Below are 13,602 nucleotides of genomic sequence, written 5' to 3'. Positions count from 1 at the left end.
ACATGTTCTTATAGCGGAAATTAAAATAATAACTACGAATAATGAGCTCCACTAAAATATATGGTCTAGTACTTACCGGTGGAAAAAGTACCAGAATGGGAACCGACAAGGGATTGATAGAATACCATGGCGTAGCACAACGCGAATATCTATATCAACTCCTGCAAACGGTATGCGAAAATACCTATATGAGTATACGCGAGGAACAGGCAACGGAATTCTCGGCGAATCACAATCTAATTATTGATCAGAACAAATTTAAAGGTCCCTACAACGGTCTACTAAGCGCCCACAATTTTAATCCTAACGTAGCATGGTTGGTATTGGCCTGCGATCTGCCGCTAATGGATCAGGAGGCCCTTGAACAACTGATCTACTTAAGGAATCCGGACAAATTGGCCACTGCCTTTGCTACCAGGGAAAGTGGCTTACCAGAACCGTTATGTGCCATTTGGGAACCTTCTGGTCTACAAAAATCATTGGATTATTTAGAAAACGGGCCCGGTACCTGTCCGCGTAAATTTTTGATCAATGAAGATATTAAATTGGTATTTCCAGAGAACGAAGAAGTATTATGGAATGCCAACTTTAAGGAAGACTATGAAAAGGTATTGCTAAAATTAGCTCACAATTAGGGAAAGACGCAGGCTACGGAAATTATAAAAATTGGATTGCTATTTGTTTATGAACACCAATAGATACCAGAGACAGACCATTTTAAAGGATTTTGGTCCAGAAGCACAACAAAAACTAAAAGGTGCCAGTATTTTAGTGGTTGGTGCCGGCGGATTGGGCATTCCTGTTTTACAGTATTTGAATGCCATGGGGGTTGGTACTATAGGTGTAGTTGAGCAGGATGTTATTGAAATCACCAACCTGCAACGACAAGTGCTGTATACGGAAAAGGATTTGGGAAGATCTAAAATTGAGGTTGTGCTGGAGCGATTAAGTTCTCAGAATTCCGACACACAAATCAGAACTTTTGATACTTTTCTCACTAGACACAATGCCTTGGAAATTATTTCTCAATTTGATGTTATAGTAGATGGCTCTGACAATTTCCCAACGCGCTATTTAATAAATGATGCCTGCGTAATCCTAAAAAAACCATTTGTTTCGGGCGCCATTCAGGGCTTCGAAGGCCAACTAAGTGTCTTTAATTATCAAGGCGGTCCTACCTATAGATGTTTATTTCCAAAAATGCCTACGCAAGAAGAGATACCAAATTGCAACGAGAATGGGGTATTGGGGGTAATTCCCGGTATCATAGGAAATCTTCAGGCATTGGAGGCCGTAAAAATAGTTACTGGTATTGGTGAAGCAATAAATGGTAAACTTCTGTTATTCAACGGATTAAATCAATCTTATCAAACCATTACATTTAGTCTTCAACCAGAAAATTTATTATTGAAAAAACTTCAAAAATCCTATGGAGCAGAACCTTGTGAAGCAACTATTGGCATAAGGGTAGAGGAAATTGAGGAAAAGTTAAACGCGGGCATAGCTCTTCAGATAATCGATGTAAGGACTGTAGTGGAATTTGAAAACTTTTCCTTACCGCAAGTTAAAGCTGTAAATATTCCCTTGGACGAATTAAAGGGCAGAACAAAGGAATTGGACTTTCAAAGACCAATTTATCTACTTTGCCAATCCGGAAAAAGAAGTGAAATGGCAGTAAGAATATTGGAAGAGTTAAATAGCAAAATTGAACTTTACAATATCATAGGAGGAGTTGATAAGTTTCTATCGCTTCATAAATAGCACTAGTATTATTTGGGCCTCAACAGCCTACAAATTAGAATTATATGGCCAAGTATTACGACCTAGAGCGATTGGGGTTTTATTTTACCTCACCCGGAACAGCGGAAAAAAGCAGTTCCGACCTCTCCAAAGGAGAGGTAAAATTATACTAGAACCCCGTCTACCCAAACAGGCTAATTGCAAAGCCTTAATGCAATTTTTAGATTAAAACTGATTAAAACAACATAACGATATGGCCAACCAATACGATCTAGAGCGATTGGGGTACAGCAAAGATGACACCCTTTTGATGATTCATGCCGATGACGCCGGTCTATCATGCTCAGAAAACGCAGCCACCATTGAAGCTTTGAAAAAAGGGATTGTAAACTCCTATAGCATAATGGTGCCCTGTCCATGGTTTTTGGATATGGCCAATTTCGCCAAAAATCACCCGCAGTACGACTGCGGAATTCATTTAACATTGACCTGCGAATGGAAACAGTATAAATTTGGCCCCGTTCTGCCTTATTCCGAGGTGCCAAGCTTGGTGGATAAGCAAGGTTTTTTCTATGCCAAAAGGGAGCAAGTAAAAAAATTGGCGAAGCCAGAGGAGGTTAAAAAAGAACTGAAAGCACAAATTGATAGGGCATTGGCAGCTGGAATTACACCTACCCACTTGGATTCCCATATGTACACCTTAGGGCTGACCAAAGAATTGCTGGACGTATATAGGGAATTAGGCAAGGAATATAAACTGCCCATTTTCTTAAGTGAAGAGTTGCTGGAAGGTGTCGGGAATCTTGCCTCACTACTAGATTCGGATAGCGTTGTACATAATGTACATATAGGCAATTTTGGAGCCATGGAGAGTATAGGTTTACATGAATTGTATACACAATTATTAAAAAATCTAAAAGCAGGATTAAATGTGATTTTAATACATCCTGCCTTTGACAATATGGAAATGAAGCAAGTGTGTGTGGACCATCCCAATTTTGGTTCCCAATGGCGACAAATGGATTTTGACTTTTTCACGGACCCCAATACAGCTGCCCTGCTCAAAGAAAGGAACATTAAACCCATAACCTGGAGAGAAATACAAAAGATAACCCTTTAACAAATCTCCTATTAATTGTAACTTGTGTTCCATGATTTCCTTTAAAGACGCTTATAAAAAAGTATTGGACCTTTATCAGGACTTTGGCCATGAACAGGTTCCCTTGGAAACGGCTATGGGCAGAGTACTTGCCGAAGATATTGTGGCCGATAGAAATTTCCCTCCATTTAACAGGGCTACCAAAGACGGAATAGCCATAAACTACGATGCTGTTGAAAAAGGGAATACCTCGTTTAAAATAGAAGGGGTATTGGCCGCAGGGATGCCCTCCCAACTTCTGGAAAACACTTCCAATTGTCTAGAAATAATGACAGGGGCCGTAGTTCCGGGAAACGCGGATACTGTGGTGATGTACGAACATTTAATTATTGAAAACGGATCGGCCACCCTTACCAAAACCCCAAACAGGGGACAGGACATTCACCTCAATGGAAGTGATCAGAAAAAGGGAGATCTGGTTTTGGAAAAACACAGCACCATATCGGCCGCAGAAATAGGGGTATTGGCTGCCGTGGGAAAAGCCTCCATTAAGGTACGCACACTGCCCAAAGTAGCAATCGTATCCACAGGGAACGAATTGGTAGAGGTAGAAGAAATCCCCTTGCCCCATCAAATACGCAAATCCAACATCCATACCCTTTACGCAGCATTGTCGGAAGAAGGTATTGTCCCGACCAAGCTCCATTTACCAGATGAAAAAGCCAGTATTAAAAACGCTCTTCAAAATACTTTAAAGGAGCATAACGCAGTACTTTTAAGCGGTGGGGTATCCAAAGGCAAGTTCGACTTTCTTCCCCAAGTATTGGAAGAATTGGGTGTAGAAAAAATATTTCACGGGGTTTTCCAACGTCCAGGAAAACCATTTTGGTTCGGAATTCAAAGAGATACCAACACAGTGGTTTTTTCCTTTCCCGGTAACCCGGTATCCACCTTTGCTAATTATAATGTCTATTTTAAGGATTGGTTAAGACTTTCCTTGGGCCTTCCACAACCAAAAATTGATGTTATCCTAAAAGAGGCTGTTGAGGTGAAGGGCGATTTAACTTTGCTGTTAAGAGTTAAACTAAGCTTTAACCGAGGGCATTTAGTGGCCTCCCTGGTAAAAGAGAATGGGTCTGGGGACCTGTGCAGTTTGGTGAATACGGATGGATTTATAGTTTTAGAACCCAAAATTGATGCGTATGAAATAGGGGAGTTGGTACCTTTTGTCCCTACTAGAGATTTATTATAATTATGACACACGAACTAAAAAAAATTATACGCGAATATCAGTCGGCCACTTCAAAGGGCCTAAAATGTGTTCTGGCCACTGTAGTGGCACTGGACGGTTCTTCCTACAGAAGACCAGGGGTAAGAATGTTGATCTTGGAAGACGGACATATGATAGGGGCGGTAAGTGGCGGATGTGTTGAAAAGGAAGTAGTAAGACAGGCACAGTCCGTTTTTGCAGATGAAATATCCAAGGTAATGACCTATGACGGTCGATATCGGCTAGGCTGCGAGGGAATTCTTTATATTTTATTGGAGACCTTTAGACCGGACAAGCTTTTTTTGGAAACCTTTGAACAAACCATAACATCAAGACAGCATTTTAGAATACGATCCTTTTTTGAAAAAAAAGAGGGCCCCAATGCCAATTACGGCTCAACCGTCGTATTTGGACAGGAGCAATTGCCACTGTTGCCCGGATTCCATGGACAAGACAAGCTTGAGATTTTTGAGCAAAACATGAAACCCTGTTTTAAACTATTTATTATTGGCGCTGAGCATGATACGGTACAGTTATGTAACTTTGCCGCCATGGCCGGATGGGAAGTTACCATCGTAGCCGACCCCTCCGAAGAAAAGAATATTCTGGATTTTGAAGGAGCCCATGAACTTCTGGGGATATTACCAGAGAGCTTTCCATTGGCCGAAGTGGATGGGCATACCGCCATTATTCTAATGAACCACAGCTATTCCAAAGACTTAAAGTATTTGTTGACCTTAAAGGATTCAAAACCAATATACTTAGGGCTTTTAGGGCCATATAGAAGAAGGGAAAAACTTTTTAACGAACTAATGGAACTAAGCCCTGATATTTCGTACGAATTCCTGGACGGAATCCACGGACCGGCCGGACTCAACATTGGCGCCGAGACCCCTCAGGAAATAGCCATATCTATTGTTGCCGAAATTTTATCGGTCATTAGGGAAAAGGAACCAATGCTCTTAAAAAATAAAGAAACCGGGATTCACGATTGATGCCTAAAAAATTAAAAATAGCGATTTTGATCATGGCGGCCGGCACTTCTTCCCGAATGAAGGCCATAAAACAATTGTTACCCTGGGGAAATACTACCTTAATCGGCAATGCCCTTAGAAATACCCAAGATTCCAATGCCAATACCATACTGACCGTTTTAGGGGCCTATAGGGAGGAAATAATACAGGCAACCGACTTTAAAGGCTGTGAAACAATTTATAACCCCGATTGGAAAATGGGATTAGGAAATTCCATTGCCTGTGGAACCAAGCATCTTCTAGGGCAGGACCCGGACTATGATGGTATTTTAGTAATGCTGACCGACCAACCCTTGATAGATGATCTGTATTTAAATGTGTTGATCCATAATTTCTCCAAGACCAAACACAGCATTGTAGCTACCAAATACAACAATAGGGTAGGAGTGCCCGCTATTTTTGGAAAAATCCATTTTGAGGCCCTACTGGCATTGAATTCCGATTATGGAGCTAAGGAAATTATCAAAACCCATATAAATGATGTCCTTTCCCTATCCCCTAATGGAAAAGAAGTAGATATAGATACTTTGGAAGAATACGAGCGGGTGAAAAAGAGTAATAAGTAGTCAGCGATAAGTAGTCTGTGATCACTTGTATCTACAGTGAACAGTTGGCAGTTTCTAGATTCAATGTTCAAAGTTATTTAATCCAAAAACCCTAAACGTCATTGCGATGAGCTAGGGCGAAGAAGCAATCTCCCTCTTAAAGAGTGGGCAGCCGCAAAGAGATAATCTCTCCATTAACAAACAGATTGCCACGCTACGCCTGCCTAGCGGCAGCCTTGCGCTCAATGACATATATAAACGATCCTTCCCCCAGATCGCTAAAAAGGGAATTCAAACATAATTCAAAAAATAAAAGGTATTAAACCTCAAGGCAAGCCCTGAACCCAATAATAGGAATCGACCCTAGGGTTGAGGTATTGAACCTAGATCCCGCCGAAAAATGCGGGATTAGTTCAACTTGCAATTTTAAGTGCGTCTTACTGACTTCTCAAAATTGAGTTTCACTAATAAAACAACAGTTGTAACGCTAAGGCCAAACAATTAATGATCTGGATATTTTTTAGCTTCAAACTTTAGGTTGTCCTCTATATAGCATAAATTTAGGATCTAATTTGATGACGTAATGACTTTAAAGAATTTAGTCCCACTCTGCATTTTGCTTATAGCCCTTTCCAATGAAGCTTTTTCCCAGAACATGAGTTTCGAGGAATACAATCCCGTTTCAACCCTTAAAGTCCCTGGAAAGGAAATACATAGGGCCAAATTTCCATTTATAGATGTTCATGGCCATCAGTACCAAATGCCGACACAGGACATCTCCCTGCTAATTGCAGATATGGATAAGCTCAACTTGGCAATCATGGTCAACCTTAGTGGTGGCTCGGGAGAAAGAATAAAACAATCATTGGAGAATATAAAGAACCATTATCCCAACAGATTTGCGGTCTTTGCCAATGTGGATTTTGATGGAGTTGGCAAACCGGGCTGGTCCGAGAAGGCCGTTGCACAATTGGAAGCCGATATAAAGAATGGTGCCAAGGGACTTAAGGTGTATAAAAGTCTAGGATTGCGGGATACCGATACCTCTGGAAAACGATTGGCCGTAGATGATGATCGCTTAAGTGCCATTTGGGAAAAATGCGGGGAAATGGGCGTACCGGTCCTAATCCACTCAGCCGACCCCAAACCCTTCTGGGATGAGGTAAATTCGGATAACGAACGATGGTTGGAACTAAAAACACACCCTAGGAGAAAGCGCTCGGCAACGGACCCGGCCTCTTGGGAACAGATTATTGGGGAGCAGCACAGGATGTTTAAAAAGCATCCGAAAACCAATTTTATTAATGCCCATATGGGATGGTACGCCAATGATTTGGGCACCCTGGCCAGTTTATTGGACGAAATGCCCAATATGTACGTAGGTATTGGGGCCATTATTGCAGAATTGGGCAGACAACCGAAAAATGCACATAAATTTTTTGTGAAATATCAGGACCGAGTCCTATTTGGTAAGGATAGTTGGAAACCGGAAGAATTCCCAACCTATTTTAGGGTACTGGAATCCGATGACGAATATTTCCCGTACCACAAGAAATACCACGCCTTCTGGGCCATGTACGGGATGGACTTACCCGATGAAGTACTAAAAAAGCTATATTACAAGAATGCACTAAACCTTATCCCTGGATTGGACAAGAGCTTATTTCCAAAGGATTAGCAATGCCCAAAAAATTGGGCTATTTACTTTCCCTGGGATTTTGAATCTTTTCCAATTTCCCATATTCCTGAAAAATACCACAAGAATCGGGTTTTTTAACAAGGGACTGTTCTTTTTTTCTTTTGGCCAAAGCTTCAATCTGTGGTGATAAAAATGACATATCTAACTTTTTTTGTGATATAAAATTACTTTTTTTTAAGAACGCGTTTGGAATTAAATTGTTGTTTTATTGTTAATTTTTTTATTCGATAACTTTGGCTACAGAACTTCCCTAGTCAATCCCAACAGGAGTTCTCGATACAAAATGCCAAACGGCCCGTCACTTCGAGTTATTTTTCATAACGAAGTGGAGCAAAATTGTATCGAGAGGCCCACGAACTGACGAGAGTACTATCAATATCAACATTCAACTTTAAACTTTTAACTACAATCAGGAGTTACCAGTGCGATTTCTCATATTCATTCGAAATGACTTTCTATTTTTAATATTTATGTAAATCTAGATTCGTTAGAACTTTCTACACTTTTAAACTTCTATCTTCTAGGCTCTTGGTTCTTTTTCAACCAATTTACTATACCCATTTACCACTTCTCAATACTCTCTTTTAATTACTCACTACTAACCTCTCCTTAAAAAAATCAACAGAATGTTTCACTATATTTTAACAGTTAAACCGTTGCGATTTTATATTTTTCAGCAAAAATGAAATCCAACACATATATTTTCAGAAAGTAGAGTAAAAAAAAGGTATCCGTGACCCAGAAAATTGAAAAAGGCTTTAAGCCGTGGTTGTTTAGAAGTGTAGCTGTCTTTATTGGCATCTGCTATCTAATAGCCCCTTTGCAGCAGGAGTTAACGGAACTCATGCACCTTTTATCCCATTCCCTGGATCAAGGAATGGGGCATCATTCCATTGCCTCACATACACATGATTTTAACGACCATGACGGGCAGAATAAAGCCCAGGCTATGGCATCAACCTATTCACTAGAATCCCATGAACATATAGCATCAAACGAAATAGGCTTTCACAGTCACCCTCATTCACCCAATTCGGAACCCCATAAGCATGAGGTTATAGATTTTATGAGTATGGCATTCAGTGATTCAAGCCCTACCCATCAAGACAACGACAAGATTAAGGTGCAATCCGATTTGGACAAGCATATAGTGGTCGCCCATTATAAAACTTCCCCTGGCATAACTATATTTACCAAATCCTATTTTTCCAAAATACAGGAAAACACTTCCAAAGGAATTCATTACCCCATGGTACCTCCTCCAAAACCAGCTTGTTAATTTTTGGAACGTAATAATTTCTAAAAGGCATCCAACATCCTATACTGGATAAATTGGTTCGCTTCTAAATTGTTATTATCCAATCCCAGGATACTTTAAAGAAAAGGCATTCAACTTCTTCCAGTTCAAAGCCAATGGCTTTACATGGATAGGTATGCCCAAAATATATATCAAGGATAGCACCTAGCTATTCGGAATAAAAATTAATACTATGATTATAAAAACCCTTGGCCTATTGATTCTTTTACTTTCCGGTACCTTAAATGCGCATACCATAAGTGGAACAATAACCAACCAGGACAACACGCCCCTTAGTGGAGTAGGGGTCTACAATAAGAATACAGGCAATTATACCTACAGCAATAATTCGGGAGCTTTTAGTCTGGTAAACGTAACCATCAATGATCGTATCTATTTTTACAGTCTTGGATTTAAGAACAAAGAACTACTCATATCTGAAAATCAGTTGGATACACCACTTCAGATTGTCCTGGAAGAGGCTGCAGTTTCCTTGGATCAGGTGGTACTGGTATCCAATATAAATGCCATGAGCAACTTTGTAAACGTGGACGTTAAATCCGATCCCGTTAAATCTTCCCAGGAAATACTTAGGAAGGTACCTGGTCTCATAATTGGCCAGCATGCCGGTGGCGGTAAGGCCGAACAAATTTTCCTAAGGGGATTTGATATAGATCATGGAACGGATATCGCTATAAATGTGGATGGTTTACCAGTAAACATGGTATCCCATGCCCATGGCCAGGGTTATGCCGATATGCACTTTATAATACCTGAAACCATAGATAATATAGATTTTGGCAAGGGACCTTACTATGCCGATAAAGGTAATTTTAATACGGCCGGCTATGTGGACCTGACCACTAAAAAGACATTGGATAAAAATGTGGTTAGCATGGAGGTAGGAAAATACAATACCTTAAGGGGCTTGGGGATGCTAAAACTATTGGAAAGCGATGATGACAATGCCTATATCACCTCAGAATATTTGATTTCCGATGGCGTTTTTGAATCTCCCCAGAATTTTAATAGAATAAACATTATGGGGCGTTACAACCATAAGGACGATGCCGGCAACGAAGTAAATTTGACCGCCTCCCATTTTCAGAGCAAATGGGATGCTTCGGGACAAATTCCCCAACGGGCCGTTGACAATGGAAACATTGGCAGGTTTGGCGCCATAGACGATACCGAGGGGGGCAATACCAGCCGTACCAATTTATTATTGAACCATGACAAACAATTGGACCAGCATAGCCGGTTTAAATCCAAGTTCTTTATTTCCAAATATGATTTTGAGCTGTATTCCAATTTTACATTTTTCCTTGAAGACCCCATTAATGGAGATCAAATAAAGCAAAAGGAAAATAGAACCCTGATCGGGGGAGAGAGCAGTTATGATAGAACCATACATTTAGAAAATAATTCACAGTTCAGATTCAATACGGGTTTAGGGTTTAGATACGACGACATTAACGAGGTAGAGCTTTCCCATACCATGAACAGAAAGACCACCTTGGAGCAACTAGCGTTGGGCAACATAGATGAATTGAACGCCTATGGGTTCTTCAATATAAATTACAAAATCAATAGGTGGAACATTAATCCGGGTGTTCGTATAGACTATTTAAAATTTGATTATGAAAATTTATTGACGACGGCCTATGACCAAAAGAGTGAAAACAAATTGGTGGTCAGTCCCAAGCTAAATGCCATTTACCAGGCTTCCCAAGACCTTCAGTTGTATGCAAAAACCGGAATAGGGTTTCATTCCAATGATACCAGGGTAGTCACAGCCAATAATGGGGAAAGAATATTGCCATTGGCCTTCGGGGCCGATATAGGAACAATTTATAAACCAAAAGACCGATTGGTATTGAATATGGCCCTGTGGCACCTTTTTTTGGAGCAGGAGTTTGTATACGTGGGGGATGCGGGAATTGTGGAACCTAGTGGTAAAACCAAGCGTTTTGGGGTAGACCTAGGAGCGAGGTACCAGCTAACGGATTGGTTGTACGCCTATGGCGATGTTAATTACACCTATGCCAGAAGCGCGGAAGACCCTAGTGGGGAGGATTATATTCCATTGGCACCAGACCTGACTTCTTCGGGCGGACTTACCTTTAAGGGATTTAAGAACCTATCGGGGGGAGTGAACTATCGATTTATTAAAGACAGACCTGCCAATGAGGACAATTCCATTATCGCCGAGGGGTATTTTGTAACTGATTTCAATCTGAATTATTCCTGGAAAAATTGGAGTTTTGGACTCATCGTGGACAACCTGTTTGATACGGAATGGAACGAGACCCAATTTGCCACTACCAGTAGGTTGTTCAACGAAACGGAAGCGGTAGAAGAAATCCATTTTACCCCTGGTACGCCGTTTTTTGCCAGGGGCAAGGTATCTGTTAGTTTTTAACGGAGGTTGTAACCAAATTATAGCTCCTTCCCTAAAGTCCTCTGAGGGGAAGGAGTTTTTTTGTGTCGTTCTTATCAAAAACTTTCTACCCTATAAAGAGTTCTCGATACACAATGCCTACCGACACGTCACTTCGAGTGATTTTGCATAACGAAGTGGAGCAAAATTGTATCGAGAAGCCCTCGAACTGACGATAGTACTTTCAACATTCAACTTTAAACTTTTAACTACAATCAGGAGTTACCAGTGCGATTTCTCCTCGCTTTTGCTCGATCGAAATGACTTTTATTTTTAAACTTGAAACTTTGAAACCTTAAACTTTTAACATTCAACCTTCAACTTTCAACTCAATTTATAAAATCTTCTCCCTTTCAATAATGCTGAGTGCCAAACGAATAGTAGAGTATTCCAATTTTTCTTCAAAATGCTCAAAATAAGGTTTTAGGCCTTCCGGGTCTTGAAGTTCTTTCTTGGCCTCGGCAACTTTGGCTACATCTTCTTTCGATATCAATTGATATATGTCTATATCCTTCCCGTCATGGTACAACTTTTCCAAATGGGCCAAAATGGTATTGGGCTTTAGGCCCCTGATCTCTGCAATTTCCTCAACGTTTTTACCTTCCTTAAACAGCTCATAACTTTCCAATGCCGTGTCCGATTTCCTTTTTTTCTTCTTCTTTTTCTTTGGGTTTGTTTCTATAAAGGCCTTGATTTCATTGATGAACATTTCCCCATACACTTCCAATTTACGTTGCCCAACTCCGTTGATCTCTTTGAACGTTTCACTGGTCACCGGCTTTTTGGATTCCATTTCCTTAAGGGTGGCATCATTGAAAACAAGGTATGCTGGAATATTCTCCTCCAAAGAAATTTGAAACCGCAATTGCCGAAGTTTTTCAAACAGGGAATTTTCATTAACCGACTTGGACTTGCTTTCCTTGCGGACCGCCATTTGCTCTTCCTTGGACAAGGGCTGACTCAATTGTACCTTGGTGTTATTGAACAATACGGCCTTGGCCAAATCGGTCAAACGAAGTACGTTGTTCTTATGAAAGGCAATCTCGCAGAGGCCTTGGTTTATAAGCTGTATGGTATAATGCTGCCAATGGTTCCATGAAATATCCTTGCCAATGCCATAGGTCTTTATTTCCTGATAATTTTTATCCAAAATGTTGGCATTCTGCGCGCCCCTCAGCACATCTATTACTGTTCCCGTTGCCTCCGACTCCTTAAGTCTGGCAATGGTAGACAATATCTTTTGTGCTATTACCGTACCATCAAAAAACTGTGGTGGATTTTTACAAACGTCGCAATTGCCACAATCGGCCTGCAAATACTCCCCAAAATAACTCAGTAAAATCTTTCTTCTACAGCTAGAGGCCTCCGAAAACTGCTTCATACGCTCCAACTTGGCCAACTGTACCTCCTCATTGGCGGCGCCAGAGGCAAATCTTTGCAACTGGATTACATCGGCATAACTATGGAACAAAAGAGCATGTGCGGCCAGTCCGTCCCTTCCGGACCTACCTATTTCCTGATAATAGCCTTCTATATTTTTGGGCATATTGTAATGTATCACCCAGCGCACGTTGGATTTGTCTATTCCCATACCAAAGGCAATGGTGGCGCAGACGATCTGGGTCTTGTCAAAAATGAAATCCTCCTGTACCTTATTGCGGCTGTCAAAATCCAATCCCGCATGGTAGGCGGCTGCCTTGATACCGCTATTGCGGATCTTTTCTACCAGGGTTTCAGTGGATTTTCGACTTAAACAATAAATAATGCCGGATTCATTGGGTCTTTGTGTTATAAATTGAAGTATTTGGGACACCCTATCATGGGCTGCACGTACTTCCAATGAAATATTCTTTCTATCAAAGGAAGCCAAAAATTGCTTGGCATTGGGAATCTGCAATTGTGCCAAAATATCCTGGCGGGTAGCCTTATCCGCGGTAGCCGTTAAAGCAATAATAGGTGTTTGGGGCAGGGAAGCCTTTAAAAATCCCAATTGTTGGTAAGACGGCCTAAAATCGTGTCCCCAGGAGGAGATACAATGGGCCTCGTCTACCGCCACACAACTAACAAACTCTTCCTTTAAAATAGGGGACAGGCCCTGCAGGCTTTCCGGTGCTACATATAGCAACTTTAATTCCCCTTTATGGGTGCTGTCCAATATGGCCTGTTGTTCCTCGGCAGACTGACTACTATTAAAAAAAGCTGCGGGAATACCGTTGGCAATAAGTCCATCTACCTGGTCCTTCATCAAGGCAATTAATGGCGAAATTACCAAGGTAGTGCCCTTGAACAATAGGGCCGGTAACTGGAAACAAATAGATTTTCCGCCCCCGGTAGGCATGATGACCAAACAATCCTCCTTATTTAAAACCGAAGTGATAATGGCCTCTTGTTGTTGTCTAAAGCGATCAAAACCAAAGTACTTTTTTAGATAGGGAACTAATTCGTTCTGGAAATCGGGCATGGGTATCGGTAAAACTT

At 40.9% G+C, this 13,602-nt stretch carries 11 protein-coding genes; 9 read left to right on the top strand and 2 right to left on the bottom strand.

Translation table 11 applies throughout. The annotated features are described in order from the left end of the window. The first annotated feature begins 41 nt into the window (after nt 1-41). The 7 genes from KO529_RS12440 to KO529_RS12410 all read left to right on the top strand — a co-directional run bounded on the left by KO529_RS12440 (nt 42) and on the right by KO529_RS12410 (nt 7,366). Nucleotides 42-635 (top strand): NTP transferase domain-containing protein, encoded by a 594-nt coding sequence (locus KO529_RS12440; RefSeq protein WP_215948205.1) that lies wholly within the window; start codon nt 42-44, stop codon nt 633-635. Nucleotides 636-684: 49 nt separating this feature from the next. Further along, nucleotides 685-1,761 (top strand): HesA/MoeB/ThiF family protein, encoded by a 1,077-nt coding sequence (locus KO529_RS12435; protein WP_215948204.1) that lies wholly within the window; start codon nt 685-687, stop codon nt 1,759-1,761. Between the two features lie 232 nt (nt 1,762-1,993). Further along, the gene (locus tag KO529_RS12430) at nt 1,994-2,860 is read left to right on the top strand and encodes a polysaccharide deacetylase family protein (RefSeq protein ID WP_215948203.1); all 867 of its coding nucleotides are present in this window, start codon (nt 1,994-1,996) and stop codon (nt 2,858-2,860) included. A gap of 31 nt (nt 2,861-2,891) precedes the next feature. Further along, nucleotides 2,892-4,091 carry a molybdopterin molybdotransferase MoeA gene (locus KO529_RS12425; RefSeq protein WP_215948202.1) on the top strand — a complete coding sequence of 400 codons (1,200 nt, stop codon included), beginning with the start codon at nt 2,892-2,894 and terminating at the stop codon, nt 4,089-4,091. A 2-nt stretch (nt 4,092-4,093) separates the two neighbouring features. Further along, nucleotides 4,094-5,104: an XdhC family protein gene (locus KO529_RS12420; RefSeq protein WP_215948201.1), complete on the top strand. Its 1,011-nt coding sequence runs from the start codon at nt 4,094-4,096 to the stop codon at nt 5,102-5,104. Beyond that, a complete protein-coding gene (locus tag KO529_RS12415) occupies nt 5,104-5,709 on the top strand; it encodes a nucleotidyltransferase family protein (RefSeq protein WP_215948200.1) in 606 nt (201 codons plus the stop codon). The genes KO529_RS12420 and KO529_RS12415 overlap by 1 nt, the downstream gene beginning before the upstream one ends. Before the next feature lie 562 nt (nt 5,710-6,271). Further along, nucleotides 6,272-7,366, top strand: a complete 1,095-nt coding sequence (locus KO529_RS12410) for an amidohydrolase family protein (protein WP_215948199.1) — start codon at nt 6,272-6,274, stop codon at nt 7,364-7,366. A 19-nt stretch (nt 7,367-7,385) separates the two neighbouring features. Here the strand turns inward: KO529_RS12410 and KO529_RS12405 are convergent, their stop codons facing one another. Then, entirely contained in the window at nt 7,386-7,526 is a 141-nt protein-coding gene (locus tag KO529_RS12405) for a hypothetical protein (protein ID WP_215948198.1), read from the bottom strand. A gap of 594 nt (nt 7,527-8,120) precedes the next feature. Here KO529_RS12405 and KO529_RS12400 point away from each other — a divergent pair. Beyond that, a complete protein-coding gene (locus tag KO529_RS12400; protein WP_215948197.1) occupies nt 8,121-8,666 on the top strand; it encodes a hypothetical protein in 546 nt (181 codons plus the stop codon). A 211-nt stretch (nt 8,667-8,877) separates the two neighbouring features. Beyond that, complete coding sequence (locus KO529_RS12395) at nt 8,878-11,106, top strand: TonB-dependent receptor (protein ID WP_215948196.1); 2,229 nt, start codon at nt 8,878-8,880, stop codon at nt 11,104-11,106. A gap of 352 nt (nt 11,107-11,458) precedes the next feature. On the opposite strand, the gene recQ is transcribed toward KO529_RS12395, so the two are convergent. Further along, nucleotides 11,459-13,585 carry a DNA helicase RecQ gene (gene recQ / locus KO529_RS12390; protein ID WP_215948195.1) on the bottom strand — a complete coding sequence of 709 codons (2,127 nt, stop codon included), beginning with the start codon at nt 13,583-13,585 and terminating at the stop codon, nt 11,459-11,461. Nucleotides 13,586-13,602: the final 17 nt, after the last annotated feature.

The sequence above is a fragment of the Arenibacter algicola genome (assembly GCF_018860365.1).
Lineage (GTDB): Bacteria > Bacteroidota > Bacteroidia > Flavobacteriales > Flavobacteriaceae > Arenibacter > Arenibacter algicola_B.
This window is presented reverse-complemented; position numbering and strand designations above follow the sequence as displayed.